Below are 18,731 nucleotides of genomic sequence, written 5' to 3' on the forward strand. Positions count from 1 at the left end.
CGCAGCACGCTTATCGTTTTTCGATAGTATCGGAAAACGATAAGCGGGAGTCAAGAAGGCGGTTGCAGGCCGCCGTTCGTCTCGAAGCGGGCCGGCGGCCGGCCGACCGCGATGAAGCAGGAAGCCGCGGGAGGCCGGAATCCCCGGGCTTCGGCCCGAGGAGCAGGTCAAGGTGCTGCTGTGATCCAATGTCTACCGTGATCCATGGCCCGGCCGCCCTTGGCCGGATTCGATCCGCGGCGGACGGAAGAAGGGTGTCTCATGGCAAACCCGGTGGTCGTGGGAGTGGACGGCTCGCCTTCGAGCCTGGACGCGGTGGAGATCGCGGCGCACGAGGCCGCGCTGCGCGGAGTCGGACTGCGGCTGGTGCACGCCTTCGGACGGCCGTCGCTGCATGTCCCACCCGGTATGCCCCCGTGGAACCCGAACGCGGCGGGAGTGCGCGAACTGGTGGACGGCACACTGGCCGAGGCCGAGCAGCGGGCGCGTGCCGCCGCGCCGGGCGTGGAGATCACGCGCGAGGTCACCGTCGGCGAGCCGTTGATGGTGCTGGAGATCGAGTCGCGCACCGCCTCGCTCGCCGTGGTCGGCAGCCGTGGACTGGGCGCGTTCGGCAGCCTGCTGCTCGGTTCCACCGCGGTGCACCTCGCCGCCCACGGCCGCTGCCCGGTGCTGGTGGTGCGCGGCAGGCCGGACCCGACCGGTCCCGTACTGCTCGCGGTGGACGGTTCACCGGCGGGCGAGGCGGCCGTCGAATTCGCCTTCGCCGAGGCGTCGTTGCGCGGTGCGGACCTGGTGGCGCTCCACGTGTGGAACACGTGGAGCGAGGGGGCCTACGAGGCTCCTGGCGACCCCCTGAACATGGTGGTCGACATCGAGCGGCTCCGGGAGGAGGAGCAGCGGCTGCTGGACGAGACGGTGGCTCCCTGGCAGGCGCGCTATCCCGGGGTCACCGTGGAGCGGCGCCTGGTGCGTTCCCGGGTCCGTCCGGCCCTGATCGAGGCCGGCCGGGACGCACAGCTGCTGGTGACCGGTGCCCGCGGCCGCGGCGGCTTCACGGGCCTCCTGCTCGGCTCCGTCAGCCAGGCCCTGCTGCACCACGCGCACTGTCCCGTCGCCGTGGTCCGCGGCAAGGGGTGACCCGGGCCGTACGGCCGGGGGTGACCCGGGCCGTACGGCCGCCGTGGACGCCCGAAGGGACTTCGACGACCAGCGCCCCCGCGGCGCCCGGTGGCGCTCGGTCCGGTGCGCCTGCGGTGCGCGCCCTCGTCGTCCACTGCTCGGCGGCACCTACCGCTTCTGCGCCCTGTAACGTTTCAGCAGTGCGATGATCGCCCGTGCTCCTGCCGGCCGACGCGCCCGTCCACGATGCCCTGCCGCTCCTGACCGCGCCTGACGGTGCGGTGCCCCTGTGCGAGGGTTTGAACTGCTGTCGTTTGACAGTGGTTGGGTTGGAGCATCGTCCCCCGACCCACCCTGTGTGTCGGGGGACGGACCTGGGGAACACGGGCTCGTCGTCCCCGCTCTCGCTGCGCCGGTGCTCGGCGGGGCCGACGGTGGTGCGGCACCGAGCGGTATGGCCGACTGGTGCGTGGATGCAGAACAGGCCGGCGGAGCAGTCGTCCTGTCCTTGGACCACCTACCCGAGGCACTCGACTGGCCTGCCCTGCTGTCCTCGGGCGTCGCCCGCGGCGGCTTCATGCCCGCCCTGGCCTGACCTCGGCAGGCGCCGGACCGGCTCAGCCGGCATCACGCCTGCCGGCTCGGCGAGCCTTGAGCCCCCGGCCTCTTCGTCCCGAAGCAACTCGGCTGGGCGCTCGGTCTCGGGTCCGAGTACCTCTCACCTGGTGTGATGGTCCGCAGGTGTGCGCCGCGGCCCCGCGTACACCCACGACGCCGGGAACGCCGGCCCGATTACGGCGGGCCGGGATCCTTCCTGTGCTCCGGGCGGCGCTGTCACCACTCGTCGTGGTCGCCGAGCACCCGGAAGCTGCCCACGACGCCATCGTCACCGAACAGGCTTCCGTGGACGGTACGGGTCACAACGCCATTGGTGGCGCCGTGGGGACCCACGGTGGCGACCGGAGCGCCGTTGTCACAGGTGAAGCCACGGAAGACCTCGACGGTCTTCCGGCTGTCATTGAAAACATTGAAGCTGCTGGAGCCCAGTCCGCTGGCCGCAGTGACGCAGCCCTCGGCGGAGGCGGAGTACACACGTTCGTTGAAGTAGATCCTCCCCTCTTCCTTATGGCCGTAGCCGCGTCCGCCGCCCTCGCGGTCGCGGCCCTCACCCTTCTCTCCGCCTGCGCTGTCGCGGCCCGAGGGAGCTGCGGCAGGGGCGGCTTGTCGGACGGGCTGGGCCGCCCGTTGGACGGGCTGGGCCGCCCGTTGGACAGATGCGGCCGGCTGGTGAACAGACGGGGACGCCGGGGCGGATCCGGAGGTCGAGGCGTAGGTGATACCGGTGGCTGCAAGGACCGCCGCGCCTACGCCGGCAGCGGCCACAGCAAATGTGCGCGTGGGCATGTCACTTCTCTCTGTCTCACGGACGTCGGCCGGGCGACCGACCTGCGATGAACGTAACGACAGCCCTGGTAACTGTCATTTCGGACATGTCCAAGGCGTGACATCATGAGTCCAGCCAGGGGAAAACGCGGCACTCACCGCATACCGACGAAACATCTGCACCTCGCCAGGTGCACAGCGTCACGTCGTCCGGGGCGGTCGAGTGCGGGTCGGGAACCGCTCCGCCGTCGCACCGGGGGTTGGCGCAGGCCGTCGGGCGCTCTTTTGCGGGGTGGTCGTCCTTGACGGCCCCTCCCAGGTTCGTTCTGCCCTTGGGTGTCAGGACGGCGGTACCGGCTCACGGACACCAGCCGACGACGACAACTGTTGCCCGTGCTGGTCAAGGAAGATGCCAAACGCCCCGGACCATGATCGGTCCGGGGTGTTTCCACTGGTGCCCCCGGCAGGATTCGAACCTGCGACATCCGCTTCAGGAGTGGGATCGAATCCTTGCCGGGTGGTGTTCGTTCATGTCGGGTACTGCTGTCCGTGCAGGTCAGAGGTGCCCGGCATGATTCTTGATCCGGCTTGTGACGGCTGCTGCCCGGGCATCCGCGCACGCATCGCCCACGCATGGCGTGCCCGGCCAAGGCGCACCGATGCAACCCTGCGCCGCTTCCGCCCACGAGCACGGTGAGTGCCGGACGGGTGCGGTAAGCGGCGACCGAGCCCTGCGGGCCCCACTCCGGATGGAAGGCGTCGTGCCGTCGCACGTGCCGCAGTCCGCGAAAGCCCCAGTGCGGTCCCTGTCGCCGGACGGATAGCATCAGGGCTCCGGCATGGCCCCCAGCAGAGGCGACGATCATCGATCCGGCCGCGGTACCTCCGCCCACAGCGAGCATCAGCCTGCGCGAGTTGCTGATGGCCCTGGGTGATTCGCTGGTGGAGGTGCAGGCCGCTCCCGCCGGCTTGGACGTCGAGATCCGCGGCGTCGCCCTGCTCGATCCCGAGGACCCCCCGACCACTCAGCCGGGCGAGCTGGTTCTCGTCATCGGTGCCCGTGGCCGAGCTGCTTATCCCGCGCTGCGGGCCGCCGGGCGCGACGGAGCCGTCGGCGTCGTGGTCAAACTGGATGGCCCCGGCCAGGCCGCGGCCCTCAGCGAGACCGCCGTCGAGGCCGGGGTCGCCCTGCTCTCGTTGCGCGGCGAAGCACGCTGGGAACAGGTGAACGCGTTGGCCCGCGCCGCCCTCGACGACGCGCTGCCGGGCCACCCCGGCGAAGGGGCCGAGGAGGGCGACCTGTTCTCGCTCGCCCAGACCACCGCCATCCTCACCAGCGGCATCGTCAGCATCGAGGACGCTGCCAACCGGGTGCTGGCGTACTCACGCTCCACCGATTCCGACGAGATCGACGACCTGCGGCGGCGCTCCATCCTCGGCTGGCAGGGACCGGAGGCGTATCTGGCGACGCTGCGTGAGTGGGGCGTGTTCCAGCACCTGCACTCCAGCGACGAGGTGATCAGTATCGACAGCCACCCCGAGCTGGGGATCCGCCGCCGGCTCGCGGTGGCCATCCGGTCCGGGGACCGGCAACTGGGGACCATCTGGGTGCAGGAGGGCTCGACGCCGCTGTCCGAACGCTCGGACCAGGCACTGCTGGGTGCCGCCCGGGTCGCCGCGCTCCACCTGGTGCGCCGCCGCCGGGAACTCTCGGAGGGCCTGACGCTCACCCGGACCCTGCTGGCCGGGCTTCTGGAGGGGAACACCGGGCCACAGCCGCTCGCCACCCACCTGGGATTCGACGCGACCCGCCCGGCCGCCGTCCTGGGCTTCTCGTACGGAACCACGGAGGTCGTCGCCGCACCGGAGCTGACCCATACCGAAGCCACCAACCTGGTCTCCGTGCACATCGCGGCCCGGCACCGCAGCGCACTGGTCACGCAGGTCGACCCCCGCATTTACGTGCTCCTGCCCCAGTTGCCGCGCAGCATCGACATGGACACGCTGCGCGGCTGGGGTCAGGAGATCACCGACGCCGCACGCCGCCACCTGGGCCTGCCACTGCGTGGCTCGGTCGGTTGCGTGGTGTCCGGGCTCCGGGACGTCCCCAAGTCACGCCGGGAGGCCGACCGCATCCTCGACGCCATGCTGGGGGCCGATGTACCCACCGAGGTCGCCGCGCTGCCGGACATCCAGGCGGAAGTACTGATCAGCGAAGTGCTGACGCTGCTTTCCACCCACCCCGAGATACGGGACCCACGACTGACCGCCCTCGTCGCGCACGACAGCCGGCACCAGGGCCGGTTGGCCGAGACCGTTCTGACCTACCTGAACTCCTTGGGTGACGTACGGGCCGCCGCCGCCCAGCTGCATGTGCACCCCAACACGCTGCGCTACCGCATTCGCCGGGCCGAGGAGCTGACCGGTCTCGAGTTGAGCCGTCCTGACCAGCGTCTGCTCGCCATGCTCCAGCTGCGGCTGCCGCCCGCCGACTGAACCGGTTCCGCACCGGCTGTTTCCGCATTGGCCGTTTCCGCATTGGCCAGTCGTACAGCCATCGAGGGCGAGTTTGTTCATCCTTCACAAACACGTAGCCCCAAGATCGCCCCTACGCTTGCGCAAATCCACTTCCGCAAGTGATGCGGCCCACCTCCCACGAGGAGACGGAGCGGAACGCGGACGTGCGGTGACGAACCACATCACCAGTACGGCATCCGCATACCGCGAACCGCACCGTGAACGCTTTCGGGAACCGTCAGCGCCCTGACCGCCCCTTCTGAGCATGCCCGGGAGCCCGCTCGTCCCCCCACTCGTCCCCCCACCGAGGCGATCCGGCGAACCGGGCAGCCACTCCCCGCACGGCACCCCCAACGACTCAATGGATGTCGACATGACTACACGTCCCCCTGATTCGCTGCCCACTGCCACCACTCCGCCCACCAGTGGTCATCTCACGGAGCAGGCAGGCCTGAAGGCCGGCCTCAAGAACCGCCATCTGTCCATGATCGCCATCGGTGGTGTGATCGGCGCCGGCCTCTTCGTGGGCTCCGCCTCCGGTATCGCCGCCGTCGGCCCCGGCATCCTGCTGTCGTACGCCTTGGTCGGAGCCCTGGTTGTCTTCGTGATGCGGATGCTCGGCGAGATGGCCGCGGCCAACCCGACCTCCGGCTCCTTCTCCGCCTACGCGGACCGGGCGCTGGGCCGCTGGGCCGGATTCTCGATCGGCTGGCTGTACTGGTTCTTCTGGGTCGTCGTGCTCGCCGTGGAGGCGACCGCGGGCGCCGTGATCCTGGAAGGGTGGGTGCCGTCCGTACCGCAGTGGGCCTGGGCACTGATCGTCATGGTGGTCCTCACCGCCACGAACCTGGTCTCCGTCGGTTCCTTCGGCGAGTTCGAGTTCTGGTTCGCCGGCATCAAGGTCGTCGCCATCTCGGGCTTCATACTCCTCGGCGGCCTGGCGATCTTCGGTGTGCTGCCCGGCTCCGACAACGCCGCGACAGGTTTCGCCAACCTCACCGAGCACGGCGGCTTCCTGCCGAACGGGCCCGGCGCGATCCTCACCGGCATCCTGCTGGTCGTCTTCTCCTTCATGGGCAGCGAGATCGTCACCCTCGCCGCCGGTGAGTCCCCGGACGCGCGGCGGGCGGTCGCCAAGGCCACCCGAAGCGTGATCTGGCGGGTGGGCGTCTTCTACGTCGGCTCGATCCTCGTCGTGGTCTCCCTGCTGCCGTGGAACGACTCCGCGATCGCCGAGAAGGGTTCATACGTCGCGGCCCTCGACTCGATCGGCATCCCGCACGCGGGCGAGATCATGAACTTCATCGTGCTGACCGCCGTGCTGTCCTGTCTCAACTCCGGCCTCTACACCGCCTCCCGGATGGCCTTCTCCCTGGGAGAACGCGGCGACGCCCCGCAGGCTTTCGTACGGACGAACGCGCGAGGTGTCCCGCAGGCCGCGATCCTGGCTTCCGTGGCCTTCGGCTTCGTGGCGGTCGCCTTCAACTACCTGTGGCCGGACACGGTGTTCCAGTTCCTGCTGAACTCCTCGGGCGCGGTCGCGCTCTTCGTGTGGCTGGTCATCTGCTTCTCGCAACTGCGGATGCGGGGCATCATCCTGCGCGAGAACCCGGAGAAGCTCGTCGTCCGGATGTGGCTGTTCCCGTATCTGACGTGGGTGACGATCGCGATGATCACGTTCGTACTCCTCTACATGCTCACCGACGGCAAGGAGGGCGGCGGGCGGAGCCAGGTGCTGCTCTCCGTGCTCGTGGCCGCGCTGGTGATCGCGGTCTCGTTGATCCGGGAGCGGGTGCGCCCGAAAAGCACCGAGGACGCGGTCGCGCCCCAGTAGCCGCCGCGGACCGCCACACGGCGTTCCGGGCTCCCCGCCGTCCTCGGCGGGGAGCCGTCACCGTCCCGGGTGTGGGGCTGCGCGCGGGCGCCGATGAGCGGAGCCGCGCGCAGCGGCGAAGGGCGGCACGCCTTCCTCCTGCGACCCGGTACGAAGCGGCCCGCCCTGCACGGAGAGAAGACCTGCACCCGCACCGGCCCGCGCGCGCGGGCACCGCAAGCGGGAGCAGCGCGCGACCACCGACCCGGACCGCATCCGCGCCGCCTGGTCGCGGGCGCCGTTCAACGTCGGTATCACCACCGGCCCGCCGGGGCTCGTGGTGGTCGACCTGGACGTGCCGAAGGACAAGGGCAGTTCGGACGCGCCTTGCGGCGTGGCGGCCTTCGCGGCGCTCTGCGAGCGCGCCGGGCACGCCGTCCCCACCACCTGCGGACCCGGACCGCGAGCGGCGGACAGCACCTGCACTTCACCGCCCCCGACGGCGTCCGGCTCGCCAACACGGCGGGCACCGTGGCCGATTCGGTCGACACCCGCGCGTGGGGCGGCTACGTCGCCGCCGGCAGCGTCGCCCCGCCGGACCGTACGAAGCGCTGAGCACCCCTGAGACGGCCGCACTGCCCGCATGGCTGCAAAACCATCCTGCAACCGGCCCCCAAGTCGTCCCGGGCCCCCTCGATCGCGAGGCATTCGCGCGCACGGGCATCGCCTGATCCGAGACCGGCTACGTCTTCGCCACGCGGAACGGCCGGCCGGTCGAGCCGCGGAACGTCCACCGGTCCTTCACGCGGGTCGCGGCCGATACAGGGCTGAGAGTGGTCCGGCTGCACGACGCGCGGCACGGCTGCGCCACGCTGCTGACGGCGGCCGGCGTCGCGCCGCGGGTCATCATGGAAATTCCGGGGCACAGCCAGATCAGCATCACGATGGACGTGTACACGCACGCCGTGCACGACACCCGGCGGGAGGCGATCAGCCCATGGACCGGCTGCTCAAGCACCGTCTGCCCGCCGCCTGAGAGGCGACTGCCGTCAATTGCTGCCGTCACAACGGCCCGGACCATGATCGGCCCGGGCCGTTGTGCCTGGTGCCCCCGGCAGGATTCGAACCTGCGACACCCGCTTGCGGATCCGGAGGGGAACGAATTCCGCGTGGTGCAGCGGACCGGGTCCGCTCGGTGGGGCATGACGCACTCGCGGCGCCTGCCGTGCGACGGCCACGAAGGTGAACGGCGGATCGCCGGATCCGCCATGCCTTCGGGAGCTGCGCGAGCGCGGACGTCCCCGTCGGTCCCGCTACCCTTGCGGGCACGCCGCCCTGTCGATCATGGCGGCTGGCTTCGCAAGCGACACCGGTGCCCGCTCGACATACCTGAGTACGTGAGTCCCGGGGCCGGTTGGGAGGGGGTCCCGTGACAGAGAAAACACCTGTGCCCGCCGAACCGCCTGAGCGGTCCCGGCAGTCAGGGCGAATACCCGAGGGAGGGGCTGCGGACACGGGAGGGGCGCAGCGGGTGGGAGCGGGCAGGTCGCACGCGACGACGGGCATGCGGCCCGGCGAAGTCTTCAGCCCCGTGTACGCGGGCGCCTACACCCATGAACTCTGGTTCACCGACCTGCGCCGCGAGCCGCCCTCCATCGTGGGCACCGCCGTCCTCTGGGCGGCGCTCGCCACCGGCGTGCTCAGCATGGCGCTGCTCAACGACGGTGTGGGCGTCAATCTGTTCCTCGTCGCCCTGCCGGCCGCGCTCACGGCGTACCTCGCCGCGCGCCAGGCAGGCCGGGTACAAGCCCGCCCCTGGACGCTCGCCTGGGGCATCGGAGGACTCGCCCTCCTGCTGGTTCCGGCGGTCCGCGCCGCCCAGTGGCCTTCCCTCCTCGCCGTGGTCACCGCCATCGGTCTCGCATCGCTCGCCCTCCACGGCTCGCGGACCTGGGCCGGCGTCGTCCTCAGCCCCTTTGGGCTGGTCGACTCGTTGTTCAAGGGCGCCGTGTGGGGCTGGCGAGGAGTGCGCACCCGTGCCGGCAACGCCTCCGGCAAGGTGGGTTCCGCGCTGCGAGCCCTTGTCGTGACGGCCGTGCTCCTCATCGTCTTCGGCGCACTGTTCGCCGGGGCCGACGCGGCCTTCGCCGACCTGCTGAGCAGGCTGGTCCCGGACACGTCCGTCGGCGACGGCCCCTGGCGCCTGGTGCTGTTCGCCCTCGGGCTTTTCGGCGCCCTCGCGGCGGCGCACACCGCCGGCGCCCCTCTGCGGTGGGACAGCTTCAAGGCCGGCCCGGGCCGCGCCCGCGGCCGGGGCGAGTGGGCGCTTCCCCTGCTCGTGCTGTGCGTGCTGTTCGCCGTCTTCAACGCCATCCAGCTCGCCGTCCTCTTCGGCGGATACAAGGCCGTCCTGGACAAGACCGGCCAGACCTATTCCGAGTACGCGCGGCAGGGCTTCTGGCAACTCCTCCTCGCAACGCTCCTCACCCTCCTGGTCATCGTCTTCGCGCTGCGCTGGGCACCGCGCGGCGGGCCCGGTGACCGGAACCTGGTGCGGGGAGTCCTCGGCACCCTTTGCGCACTCACCCTGGTCGTGGTCGCTTCGGCGGTACGGCGCATGGACATGTACGTCGAGGCGTACGGGCTGACGCGGCTGCGGATCTCCGTCGTGACCGTGGAGCTGTGGCTCGGCCTGGTCATCCTGCTGATCATGGCCGCCGGAGTCCGGGGCGCACGCTGGCTGCCCCGCGCCGTCGCCGCGTCGGCCGCTGCCGGGGCCCTCGTCTTCGGTCTGGCCTCTCCCGACGGGCTGATCGCCGAGAACAACGTGCGGCGGTACGAGAAGACCCACAAGTTCGACCTGGATTACGCGCGTGGCCTCTCGGCGGACGCGGTCCCGGCTCTGGACAGACTGAGAGAGCCCATGCGGTCCTGTGTCCTCGGCCCCCTGGCGGAGGGGCTCGGTCCGGCAACGGCGTCCTGGTACGAGACCAGTTGGGGAGAGGTTCGCGCCCGGCGGATCCTCAAGGAACGGCCGCCGGCGACGACCGACCCGGGAACCTGCGACAGCAGCGGGGAGAGCATCGAGCACTACCGCTGACCGGGACGCCCCGTTCCGCCGGGGCGGGCGGGCGGCCGACCGGCCCCGGTGTCCGGGACCGCAGCGGCAGCAGATGCCACAGGATCACCCGCTCTGCCCCTGCGGGGGACTGCCCTGCCTCCCCGCCAGGACGGGACGGGCGCAGGACGCACCGTCGTCGTCACTCGTGTCGGACGCTCAGAGCGGCCGGCCGCTGGAAGAGCGCTCCCGGTCTGCGAGGCGGCAGGTCCACGATCCGCACGAGGGTGAAGCCGACGGACTTTTGCTGAGTTCGTGGGCGTGATGTCGTCGGGGCCGACGGCTGGCGATGGCCGTGGTATGTCCGAAGCATGAGATATCCGCAAGGTGGTGGTCCGACCGCCGAGCGCCGCGCCTTCCGTGAGGGGCTCCGGCTGGAAGCGGCGGGAATGTTCGCGGCCGGGCAGGACACCGCACTGGTGGCGCAGCAGCCGCGGGTCGGTGTGCGGTCGGTGCAGCGCCGGCGCCGCGCTTGACGGGGGCGACGGACGTCTCCAGCAGCTCGGCGGTCTCGGCCGCCGACCAGGACAGCACCTCACGCAGGATCAGGACCGCGCGCTGACGGGGGGGCGGGCGCTTGCCCGGTCAGGGGCAGGCGTAGTCGAATCCGGCGGCGGCCTGGGCGGTGCCCGGCGCGGTGACCTTCAGCGTGGCCGTGCCGTGCAGCGAGCCGTGGCCCTGCACGGTCCAGCGCGGCGGCAGCTGCGCCTGGCGGACCCCGGCGCCGACGTCCTGGGTGAGCGGGCCGCTGTCGGTGCCATCGCTGCGCACCCAGTGGTAGCGCAGGGTGCCGGGGTGGCCGTTGGTGCGGACGGTGACGGTCAGCGTCTCGGTGGCGTCGCGGCCGAGCACGGCGGGTGTGCTGCTGACGGAGACGGAGGTCACGACGAGGGGGGGACGAGCCGCTGCCACAGCAGGTATCCGAGGACGGCGAGCAGGACGGCCAGCGTGAGCAGGTAGTGCCAGGAACGCCGCTGCCTCCCCGGCCCGAACCCGGCCGCCTCCCGCGGGCCGGGGGCCTCGCCCCGCCAGACGGCGATGATTCGGGCGGTCCTGGGGGCGGGCACGCCGGGGCCGAACCTGATCAGCACGCCGCCGCCCGCGGCGGGCGTGGGGGCGGCCGGTGCGGACGCTTCGGGAGGGGGCCCCGCCGGGCGGGACGGCCTCGTCGGCGGCTGGGGCAGTGTGAAGCCGCCGAGCCGGGGATCGGGCAGGGTTCCGGCCCCGGGCCGCGCCGAAGACGGCTGCGAGCCCGGCACCCGGAGGACGGCTGTCGGCTGCGGGACCTTCGGCGTCACAGCCGCACTCGGCCGCAGCCGCAGCGTCCCGTCGGGGTCCCCGCAGGGCGCGCCGCCCTGAGCCGCGCCGCCCTGCGGGGACCCCGGCGTCCGCCCCGTGCCCGCGGTCCGCGCCGCCCCCGGCGCCGCGTCCTGCGGGGGCGCGTCCCGCGGGGGCGTGCCCTGCGGCGCGACATCGGACGGGGCGTCTTGGGGCGAGCGCCGCAGGTGCGCGGTCCCGCCGTCCGCCGGCGGCGGGGTGTCCTGGGGTTCCTCGCGAGAGGTCATCGGTGCGCAACCCTTCCTGGCTCGCCGCGCGGGGCGCCGACGTACGACTGACCGGGGAACGACTGACCGGGGGCTAACGGACGCGGGGGCCGGAGTCGCCGGGGCCGGAGTCGACGGGGTCGGCGCAGCTCGCGGTGAGCTCGATCGGCGTGTCGGCCTTCAGATACTGACCGGTGTAGGTCGGACTCTGCTGGTCCACCGTGCCGTAGCCCTGCGAACAGGCCTGACTGAGGCTGACTTTGGTGAAGCCGGCGTCGGTGAGCGCCTGCCTTGCCGCGGCAGCGTTGGTGCCGAACACGTTCGCGTACTGGAGGCAGTCGTCGCCCCTGGCGTGCAGCGTGATCGTGGTCGACGGCAGCGCCTTGGTGTTCGCGCTCGGGTCCTGGGCGTAGACGCCTGGGTCGTTCTGGTCGCAGGTAGGGTCGACGGCGATGTTGCCGCTGCTGAAACCGGCTTTGGTCAGGACGTTCTGTGCCTGCGGGACGGTGTCCCCGATCACGGAGGGCACGGCGATCTCCGTGGAAGGCGGCGGTGAGGTCGTCGTCGACGGAACGGTCGGCGGCGAGGTCGGGGCCGACCGGCCCGTCGGCGACCGGTCGGCCGTCTGCCTCGCCGACGTGCTCGGGGACACCGACGCCGAGGCGGTCCCGCTCGCCGCGGGCGTCGCCGGGGACGACGTGACCCCGCGCGGCGTCGCCGGGGACGACGTGACCCCGCGCGGCGTCGCCGACGGGCGGGCGCTGCTGTGGCCGCCCGAACCGAGCACGCCGGATGCCACCCCGCCGATCATCCCCACCAGCACCGCCCCGGCGACGCCGCCCCACACGATCCGCCGCTTGCGGATCCGCCGCCGGAGCACCGGCACGGGGTCGGGCGCGGGCGGCCCCAGCACCGTCGCCGCCAGCGCCGTCGGGGAGCCCGGGACATCGCGCGCCGACGGGAACAGCAGGGGCAGCAGCGCCGCCAGCGCGGCGAGCTCGCGCTGCCCGCGCTCCTCCCAGTCCGACCCGTACGCCGCCCCCGCGACGGCCTCCAACTCCGCGACGAACGCCGCCGCGCTCTGCGGCCGCTCCCGCGCGTCCTTCGCGAGCCCGCGCCGGATCAGCGGGCGCACGGACTCCGGCGCGAGCGCGTCCGGGATCGACGCGGTGGTGTGCTGCACCACCAGCTCGGCGACGTTCGTGCCGGGGTAGGGGCGGCTGCCGGTCAGGCACTCGAAGAAGGTGGCCGTGGCGGCGTAGACGTCCGCCGCCGGGGAGGCCGCCTCGCCGGCCCACTGCTCAGGTGCCATGTACGGCGGGGTGCCGGCGATCCTGCCGTCCTCGCCGGTGCGCACCGCGATGCCGAAGTCCACCAGCTTCGACGAGCCGTCGGTCGCAACCAGCACGTTCTCCGGCTTGTAGTCCCGGTGCACGACGCCGAGGGCGTGCGCCGCCGCCAGCCCGAGCAGCGAGCCCTTGAGTACCACCAGCGCCGCCTCCGGCCCGGTCGCGCCCGCCTGCCGCAGCAGCGCGCGCAGCGCGATGCCGTCGACCAGCTCCATCACGATCGCCGCGCCCTCGGGGCCCTCGACGTACTCGTAGAGCCGCACGACGTACGGCGAGGCGAGGTCGCCCAGCAGCCGGGCCTCCGTGCGGAACTCCGCCAGGAAGTCGGGATCGGCGCGCAGTTCGTCGCCGAGATATTTGATCGCGACCGGCGTGTCGGTCGCCTCGTGCAGCGCGAGCACGACGCGCCCACTGGCCCCAGAACCCAGTTCTCGGGTGTGCCGGTAACCGAGGACAGTCCACTCCATCTTTCTCCCCCCGCCTGCCGCTCCCCCCAAAAAGCTAGCGCGCGGACCGCTACAGGACGGTACCCGTAACGTCACAGTTCCATCCGAACTGGATGGATCGCCTCCGAAGCGCATGTTTCAGGTGATTTGACCGATTGGCGCAGTCCCCGCGCGCGTTCCGGTGGACTGCGACGGGGTGAGGCGCGTGGGCAGAAGTGGAGCGACGCCAACTTGGGCGCCGGGCTCGTCATCGTTGCCAAGCAGCTCGTCGCGGACGGCTGGAAGGTGTACGAGGACGGCCCCACTTCAGGTATGTCATGGCCTGTGCGGTGCGGCCTGGCTTTCTCGGAGAAGCCGGCTCTGTCGCATGGGCGTGCGTGAGGTGCCGTCGTTCGTCCATGTTGGTGTCAGGCGTGGATGCCAAAGGCCCCAGGACCAGGGCATCCATGTGGCACCGATCATGAAACAGGCCCCTCGTTCGAACAGAACGAGGGGCTGTCAACCCTCTGACCTGCGGCGTAGGTGGTGCCCCCGGCAGGATTCGAACCTGCGACACCCGCTTCAGGGCCCCGCGAACCCGTGGCAACGAGCGCGGGGGAGTCGGCCGAAGTCAGCTGCAGTCGTCGAAGCGGTGAGCACCGCAGACCCCTTGGGGACGACAAGGGCCCCGCCCTCCCATCGGAGGGCGGGGCCCTCGGACAGCCTGTGCGAGCCGTACTGGCCGGTGTGTACAGGCTGATCCGCCGGAGCAGGGCGTCTCACCGAAGGCTGACGGAGAGGGTCGTCGCCGGGCGATACAGGGCTGGACGGGTGACGATGGAGGTGCATCAGATTCGGCCACGTCGTTCCCGAAAGGAGGAGACGCCGTGACACATCCCTCCGATTCCTCGAGTGCCGGCTCTCCCCGCGGCACGGAGCCACGAGACACCTCTGGGACGGAAAAGTCTGGGACGGAAAAGCTGAGCGCTTCGACGAACCTGGGTTGGCAGATCCTTCTCACCATGGGCCTGGCCACCATCGCCCTGGGGGTCGTGATTTTTGCCTGGCCGAAAGAGACGCTGCGGGTCGTCGGCGTGCTCTTCGGCATCTACCTGCTGGTCACCGGGGTCTTCCAACTGGCCGCCGCCTTCGGCACTCACGTTCCCGGTCATCTTCGGGCACTGCATTTCTTCACAGGGGCGATCTCCGTCCTGCTCGGGCTGATCTGCTTCCGGGGCACCCTGCAGTCGATCCTGCTGCTTGCCCTGTGGATCGGCTTCAGCTGGCTGCTGCGCGGCGTCATGATGACGGCCACGGCTTCCTCCGCCCCGGCCATGCCGGCGCGTGGCTGGATGCTGTTCTTCGGGATCATGAGCATGCTGGCGGGCGTCGTGCTGATCGTCTCGCCGTTCGCCTCGATTGCCGCGCTCACCCTGGCGGTGGGCATCATGGCCATAGTTCTTGGGGTGATTGAGGTATTCCACGCCATCAAGACGCGGGTCGAAGTCGGCCGCCTCGCTCCAGGCACTGCTGCCGAGCGGCGTCCTCTGTTCCACTCCGCGCCACATCCCCAACGCTGATCGCGGCAAAGGCTCCGGCACCCCGCCTGTACGGCACCCGCCGTACAGGGTGTCTGCGGTACGCAAAGCTCAGCGGCGCCTCCACCGCTGGCCAAACCCTCGGCCGGCTGCCACCGCTCCCAGCGAGGACGTGCCCGTGCCATCAGACCACCAGCTCTTCCGTCCGGCGCCGGCACAGCTATCGACCCGGCCGAAGAACCAGCCCCGATCCGGCGGCATGCCCAGAACAGGGAAAACGCGCCGAGCGGTCGTTCCCGGCCGGCGAAGAGGGCGCGGGATCCGCCAGCCTGGTCCTACGGCTTCAACCGGTCGGCCGAAGGCCGGCCTCAGCGGCGAAAGCGGGTGCGGCGATGGTCGGCGCTCGGACGCGTGCCCGGGTAGTGATCGTGATGAATCCACGCTCGGGCGGTGGTAAACCTGCTCGTTACGGCCTGGTCCAGCGGGCCGAGGACGTGGGAGCCCAGGTTTGGATGACCAGTGCGGATGAGGACGCGGCAGCGCTCGCGAAGCACGCCGTCCAGGAGGGGGCACAGGCGCTGGGAGTCGCGGGCGGCGACGGCACTGTATCGGCGGTCGCCGCGGTGGCCGCCGACGCGGGCCGGCCGCTGGTGGTGGTTCCGGCGGGCACCCGCAACCACTTCGCTCGGGACCTGGGCCTCGACGTCCGCGATCCGGCGCAGGCGCTGGGCGCCCTGGTCGACGGTGAGCCTGCACGGGTGGACCTGGGGGTGCTCGGCCCGCGCGTCTTCGTCAACAACGTCTCTTTCGGCATGTACGCCGACGCCCTGCTGGAGCCCGGGTACCGGGAGGACAAGACGCGCGCTTTCGCTGCGGTGGCACCCGATTACCTCAAGGGCAAGCAGTGGGTCGAGGCCTGCGTGGACACCCCATGGGGGGCCGTCGAGTTCCCGCAGGTGGTGCTGATCTCCAACAACCCCTACCACCTGGCCACACCGCGCTGGCTGGGGCGTCGCTTTTCGCTCACCACGGGACTGCTTGGCGGCATCGTCCTCAAACGCCCGGCGGAGACGCCCCCGGACCTCCTCGGGCATCTGCGCAGCGAACTGCGACGACACAAGCGCGGTCCTGGCCCGGCAGGTGAAGGGGTCGTCGTCTGGTCGGCTTCCGGCATCACGCTGCACGGTGACGTGCAGCACCTGGACGCGGGGATCGACGGCGAAGCGGTGACGCTCCCTCTCCCCGTCGTATGCGGAATTCGGCCGGGTGCCCTGCGTGTGCTGCTGCCGAAGGACCGGCCGGGGATCCCGCCGGAGCGCGTGCCCGGGCGCCCGGGAGCAGCGCGAGCAGGGGGCAACGGTTGACGGTTGAACAGCCGGTCGGCCCGACATGGGGCCCCTGAGCTTGTTCTTTGAGAAGCTGTTGCCTTTCCGGACTTGAGTGGCTGACGCTGTTCCGATCTTGAGGGGTGCTTGTCGAATGTGAGTTCTGATCGGGTGGCGGTGGCAACAGCTGCGCATGAAGGCAGACACCTCACGACAGCTCGAAGGGTGTCTGCCCCAACAAGCCGTCCATGAAGCCCATCGCCATGCACGGCAGTTGCTGCAGTCACCCGATCGAGGCTCGCGTTCGACCGACAACCCTCAAGTGCCGTGCGTGGCAGGAGCAGGTCGTTATCGCAGTTGGGCGAAGGCCTGGTCGGCGTCGGTGACAGCCTCGGGGTGTACATCGCGGGCGGTTCGCCCGTCGGCGATCTTCTGCCAGTTGGTGCGGGCGAGCACCCGTTGGACCGCGAGTACCTGGGCCGCTCTCAGTCGTGCCTGGATGTCCGGGCCTGGGTCGAGGGCTTCTGCCAGCGCCTGCTCGTCCTCGAGCATGTACTGCGTGAGCCGTCCCGTCAGGCTCGGCGTGGTGAACACCAGGCGATGGAACTCCACCACTGCGGGATGGTCGCTGAGGCCGGTGACGGGCTCATACCGATCGAGGCCGGCCCGAAAGTGCCGGTGCAGTGCCGCCATGGGTGAGACGCCGGGCTGGCGGTTACGCACGACGCGCGCGGCCTCACCGTGGTGGTCCGCGAATCGGTGCAGTACCAGGTCCTCTTTGGTGGGGAAGTACCGAAAGAGGGTCGGCTTGGAGACCTCGGCCACCGCAGCGATGTCGCTGACCGAGACCTGGTCGAATCCGTGCGCCAGGAACAGTGAGATCGCCGCGTCGGCGATGGCGTCACGGGTCCGCGCCTTCTTGCGGGCGCGCAGCCCCGTCGGCTCGATCACCCGAACAGCATAACATTATTAACTAGGTTGCTTTTTTAACCTGGTAACGGTTTGATGCGGGAGTGACTCAGACAGACATTCCCGAGGCGGGCATCGGCCCGACGCTCGCGGCTGATCTTGCCCGGCACAGTGCCGCGGTGCGCATCATCGATCGGTCGCAGGGTCTCCGGGACGGCTTCCGCAGCCAGGAACCGAGCCCACCGCGTTCACGACGACCAGCGATGACCCCGATCCACTCCCGAGAGGACGGCATGGTGCACTCCGCGCGCCTGCCCATGACACCGTGGAGGCACTCATGACACGAACCCACATGCCGCCGGTGCTCGTCACCGGCGCCACCGGCCGGATCGGGCGCGGAGTCGTCGACCAACTCGTCAGCGCGGGCGTGCCGGTCCGCGCCCTCACGCGTCGCGCCGAAGCGGCAGCGACGCTGCCGGCCGACGTCGAAGTCGTCACCGGTGACCTCACCGTGCCCACATCTCTCGACGGGGCGTTGCGAGGCACCAGCGCCGTCTTCCTCCTCTGGACCGCGCCGCCGACGACCGCTGCGGCAGTTGTCGAGCGTCTGGCAACCCATGCGCGGCGCGTCGTCTTCCTCTCGTCACCGCACCGGACACCGCACCCCTTCTTCCAGCAGCCGAATCCCATGGCGGTGCTCCACGCCGAGATCGAGCGACTCATCGCGGCCACCGGACTCGAGTCGACGATCATCCGGCCGGGGATGTTCGCATCGAACTCGTTGGCCTGGTGGGCACCCGCCATCCGCGCCGGCGATGTCGTCCGGTGGCCTTACGGCGCCGCCGAGACCGCACCCGTCGACGACCGTGACGTCGCAGCCGTCGCGGCGCGGACCCTGTACCGGGACGGACATGCCGGCCGTGACTACGTCCTCACAGGCCCCGAGTCGCTGAGCCAGGCAGCACAGGTGGACCTGATCGGGAACGTCCTGGGACGCCCGACCAGGTTCAAGGAGCTGTCGCCGGACGAGTTCCGCAGCGAGACGGAGGGAAAGGCGCCGCGCCCGGTCGTCGACATGCTGCTCACCGCATGGGGCGCAACGATTGGAAGGCCCGCGTTCATCACCTCGGCGGTGTCCGACATCCTCGGAGTGCCGCCGAGATCATTTCCCCAGTGGGTCGCCGACCACGCCAGCGCGTTCGGACAAGGCCCAATCCCATCAACCTGATCTTCGCCTGAGTCGCTGTCGTTCCGATCTTGAGGGTCGTCGGTCGAACAGGAGTCTCGATCGGATGACTGCAGTAGCTGCCGTGCAGGAGAGCAGGGCCTCTTGGTAGCTCAAAGCGTGTCTACGTCAACGAGCTGTCCAGGAGGCCCTGTTGCCGCAGTTCTACGGCATCGCGGAGGCGGAGCCCACTTCGGCCGCTCCTCCGTGTGACTGCCTGGCTCACCGGTTCGGGAACGCCGGCGACTACGGAGTGCGCGAGCGCCGCTGTCCCACGGACACGCAGACGCTGTTGCTGCTGGCGGCGGCGTTGGGTGATATTCAGGAGATCAACTCCCCGTCCGCTCACGCACCACTCACGCACCGCTCACGCAAACAGCCCCGGACGAGGAGTCCGAGGCCGACCAGAGCGACTCCCTGGGGGAGAAACCCCCAGGTCAGAGCGGTAATGCGTTGTGCCCCC

The 18,731-nt window shown here is 70.6% G+C and carries 13 protein-coding genes and 3 pseudogenes; 11 read left to right on the forward strand and 5 right to left on the reverse strand.

What is annotated here, in order from left to right; genetic code table 11:
* Nucleotides 1-261: 261 nt before the first annotated feature.
* Together ACX25U_RS20410 and ACX25U_RS20415 are read left to right on the forward strand one after the other, a co-directional pair.
* Nucleotides 262-1,140, forward strand: a complete 879-nt coding sequence (locus tag ACX25U_RS20410; protein WP_454382144.1) for a universal stress protein — start codon at nucleotides 262-264, stop codon at nucleotides 1,138-1,140.
* Nucleotides 1,141-1,591: 451 nt separating this feature from the next.
* On the forward strand, nucleotides 1,592-1,717 hold the full coding sequence (locus ACX25U_RS20415) for a hypothetical protein (protein WP_454382145.1): 126 nt from the start codon (nucleotides 1,592-1,594) through the stop codon (nucleotides 1,715-1,717).
* Nucleotides 1,718-1,956: 239 nt separating this feature from the next.
* On the opposite strand, the gene ACX25U_RS20420 is transcribed toward ACX25U_RS20415, so the two are convergent.
* Nucleotides 1,957-2,526 carry a hypothetical protein gene (locus ACX25U_RS20420; RefSeq protein ID WP_458633777.1) on the reverse strand — a complete coding sequence of 190 codons (570 nt, stop codon included), beginning with the start codon at nucleotides 2,524-2,526 and terminating at the stop codon, nucleotides 1,957-1,959.
* Nucleotides 2,527-3,426: 900 nt separating this feature from the next.
* On the opposite strand from ACX25U_RS20420, the gene ACX25U_RS20425 reads away from it, so the two are divergent.
* The 6 genes and pseudogenes from ACX25U_RS20425 to ACX25U_RS20450 form a co-directional block, all read left to right on the forward strand.
* A complete protein-coding gene (locus tag ACX25U_RS20425; protein ID WP_454394393.1) occupies nucleotides 3,427-5,001 on the forward strand; it encodes a PucR family transcriptional regulator in 1,575 nt (524 codons plus the stop codon).
* 394 nt (nucleotides 5,002-5,395) lie between these two features.
* Nucleotides 5,396-6,856 (forward strand): amino acid permease, encoded by a 1,461-nt coding sequence (locus tag ACX25U_RS20430; RefSeq protein ID WP_454382147.1) that lies wholly within the window; start codon nucleotides 5,396-5,398, stop codon nucleotides 6,854-6,856.
* A gap of 93 nt (nucleotides 6,857-6,949) precedes the next feature.
* A pseudogene (locus ACX25U_RS20435) lies at nucleotides 6,950-7,528 on the forward strand (bifunctional DNA primase/polymerase); the annotation flags it as partial.
* Nucleotides 7,529-7,569: 41 nt separating this feature from the next.
* Nucleotides 7,570-7,871, forward strand: a pseudogene (locus ACX25U_RS20440) (tyrosine-type recombinase/integrase); the annotation flags it as partial.
* Between the two features lie 528 nt (nucleotides 7,872-8,399).
* Nucleotides 8,400-9,935: a DUF4153 domain-containing protein gene (locus ACX25U_RS20445; protein ID WP_454382149.1), complete on the forward strand. Its 1,536-nt coding sequence runs from the start codon at nucleotides 8,400-8,402 to the stop codon at nucleotides 9,933-9,935.
* A 329-nt stretch (nucleotides 9,936-10,264) separates the two neighbouring features.
* Nucleotides 10,265-10,426 (forward strand): annotated as a pseudogene (locus ACX25U_RS20450) (IS630 family transposase); the annotation flags it as partial.
* Between the two features lie 112 nt (nucleotides 10,427-10,538).
* Here ACX25U_RS20450 and ACX25U_RS20455 read toward each other — a convergent pair.
* The 3 genes from ACX25U_RS20455 to ACX25U_RS20465 form a co-directional block, all read right to left on the reverse strand.
* The gene (locus ACX25U_RS20455; RefSeq protein WP_454382151.1) at nucleotides 10,539-10,838 is read right to left on the reverse strand and encodes a hypothetical protein; all 300 of its coding nucleotides are present in this window, start codon (nucleotides 10,836-10,838) and stop codon (nucleotides 10,539-10,541) included.
* Nucleotides 10,835-11,518 carry a hypothetical protein gene (locus ACX25U_RS20460; RefSeq protein ID WP_454382153.1) on the reverse strand — a complete coding sequence of 228 codons (684 nt, stop codon included), beginning with the start codon at nucleotides 11,516-11,518 and terminating at the stop codon, nucleotides 10,835-10,837. The genes ACX25U_RS20455 and ACX25U_RS20460 overlap by 4 nt, the downstream gene beginning before the upstream one ends.
* 73 nt (nucleotides 11,519-11,591) lie before the next feature.
* Entirely contained in the window at nucleotides 11,592-13,313 is a 1,722-nt protein-coding gene (locus ACX25U_RS20465) for a protein kinase domain-containing protein (RefSeq protein WP_454382155.1), read from the reverse strand.
* A gap of 845 nt (nucleotides 13,314-14,158) precedes the next feature.
* Here ACX25U_RS20465 and ACX25U_RS20470 point away from each other — a divergent pair.
* Nucleotides 14,159-14,851 carry an HdeD family acid-resistance protein gene (locus ACX25U_RS20470; RefSeq protein WP_454382157.1) on the forward strand — a complete coding sequence of 231 codons (693 nt, stop codon included), beginning with the start codon at nucleotides 14,159-14,161 and terminating at the stop codon, nucleotides 14,849-14,851.
* A 350-nt stretch (nucleotides 14,852-15,201) separates the two neighbouring features.
* Nucleotides 15,202-16,173, forward strand: a complete 972-nt coding sequence (locus ACX25U_RS20475; RefSeq protein ID WP_454382158.1) for a diacylglycerol/lipid kinase family protein — start codon at nucleotides 15,202-15,204, stop codon at nucleotides 16,171-16,173.
* 309 nt (nucleotides 16,174-16,482) lie between these two features.
* Here the strand turns inward: ACX25U_RS20475 and ACX25U_RS20480 are convergent, their stop codons facing one another.
* Nucleotides 16,483-17,085 carry a TetR/AcrR family transcriptional regulator gene (locus ACX25U_RS20480; protein ID WP_454382159.1) on the reverse strand — a complete coding sequence of 201 codons (603 nt, stop codon included), beginning with the start codon at nucleotides 17,083-17,085 and terminating at the stop codon, nucleotides 16,483-16,485.
* A gap of 295 nt (nucleotides 17,086-17,380) precedes the next feature.
* Between ACX25U_RS20480 and ACX25U_RS20485 the strand changes: the two genes are divergently transcribed.
* The gene (locus ACX25U_RS20485; protein WP_454382160.1) at nucleotides 17,381-18,271 is read left to right on the forward strand and encodes an NAD(P)H-binding protein; all 891 of its coding nucleotides are present in this window, start codon (nucleotides 17,381-17,383) and stop codon (nucleotides 18,269-18,271) included.
* Nucleotides 18,272-18,731: the final 460 nt, after the last annotated feature.

This window comes from Streptomyces sp. JNUCC 63, assembly GCF_054366325.1.

Excerpts from the sequence above, each read along its gene's own strand:
- ACX25U_RS20420 (WP_458633777.1), bottom strand. The coding sequence starts at position 2,526 with ATGCCCACGCGCACATTTGCTGTGGCCGCTGCCGGCGTAGGCGCGGCG.
- ACX25U_RS20460 (WP_454382153.1), bottom strand. The coding sequence starts at position 11,518 with ATGACCTCTCGCGAGGAACCCCAGGACACCCCGCCGCCGGCGGACGGC.
- ACX25U_RS20410 (WP_454382144.1), top strand. The coding sequence starts at position 262 with ATGGCAAACCCGGTGGTCGTGGGAGTGGACGGCTCGCCTTCGAGCCTG.
- ACX25U_RS20430 (WP_454382147.1), top strand. The coding sequence starts at position 5,396 with ATGACTACACGTCCCCCTGATTCGCTGCCCACTGCCACCACTCCGCCC.
- ACX25U_RS20485 (WP_454382160.1), top strand. The coding sequence starts at position 17,381 with ATGACACGAACCCACATGCCGCCGGTGCTCGTCACCGGCGCCACCGGC.
- ACX25U_RS20475 (WP_454382158.1), top strand. The coding sequence starts at position 15,202 with ATGGTCGGCGCTCGGACGCGTGCCCGGGTAGTGATCGTGATGAATCCA.
- ACX25U_RS20445 (WP_454382149.1), top strand. The coding sequence starts at position 8,400 with ATGCGGCCCGGCGAAGTCTTCAGCCCCGTGTACGCGGGCGCCTACACC.
- ACX25U_RS20425 (WP_454394393.1), top strand. The coding sequence starts at position 3,427 with ATGGCCCTGGGTGATTCGCTGGTGGAGGTGCAGGCCGCTCCCGCCGGC.
- ACX25U_RS20465 (WP_454382155.1), bottom strand. The coding sequence starts at position 13,313 with ATGGAGTGGACTGTCCTCGGTTACCGGCACACCCGAGAACTGGGTTCT.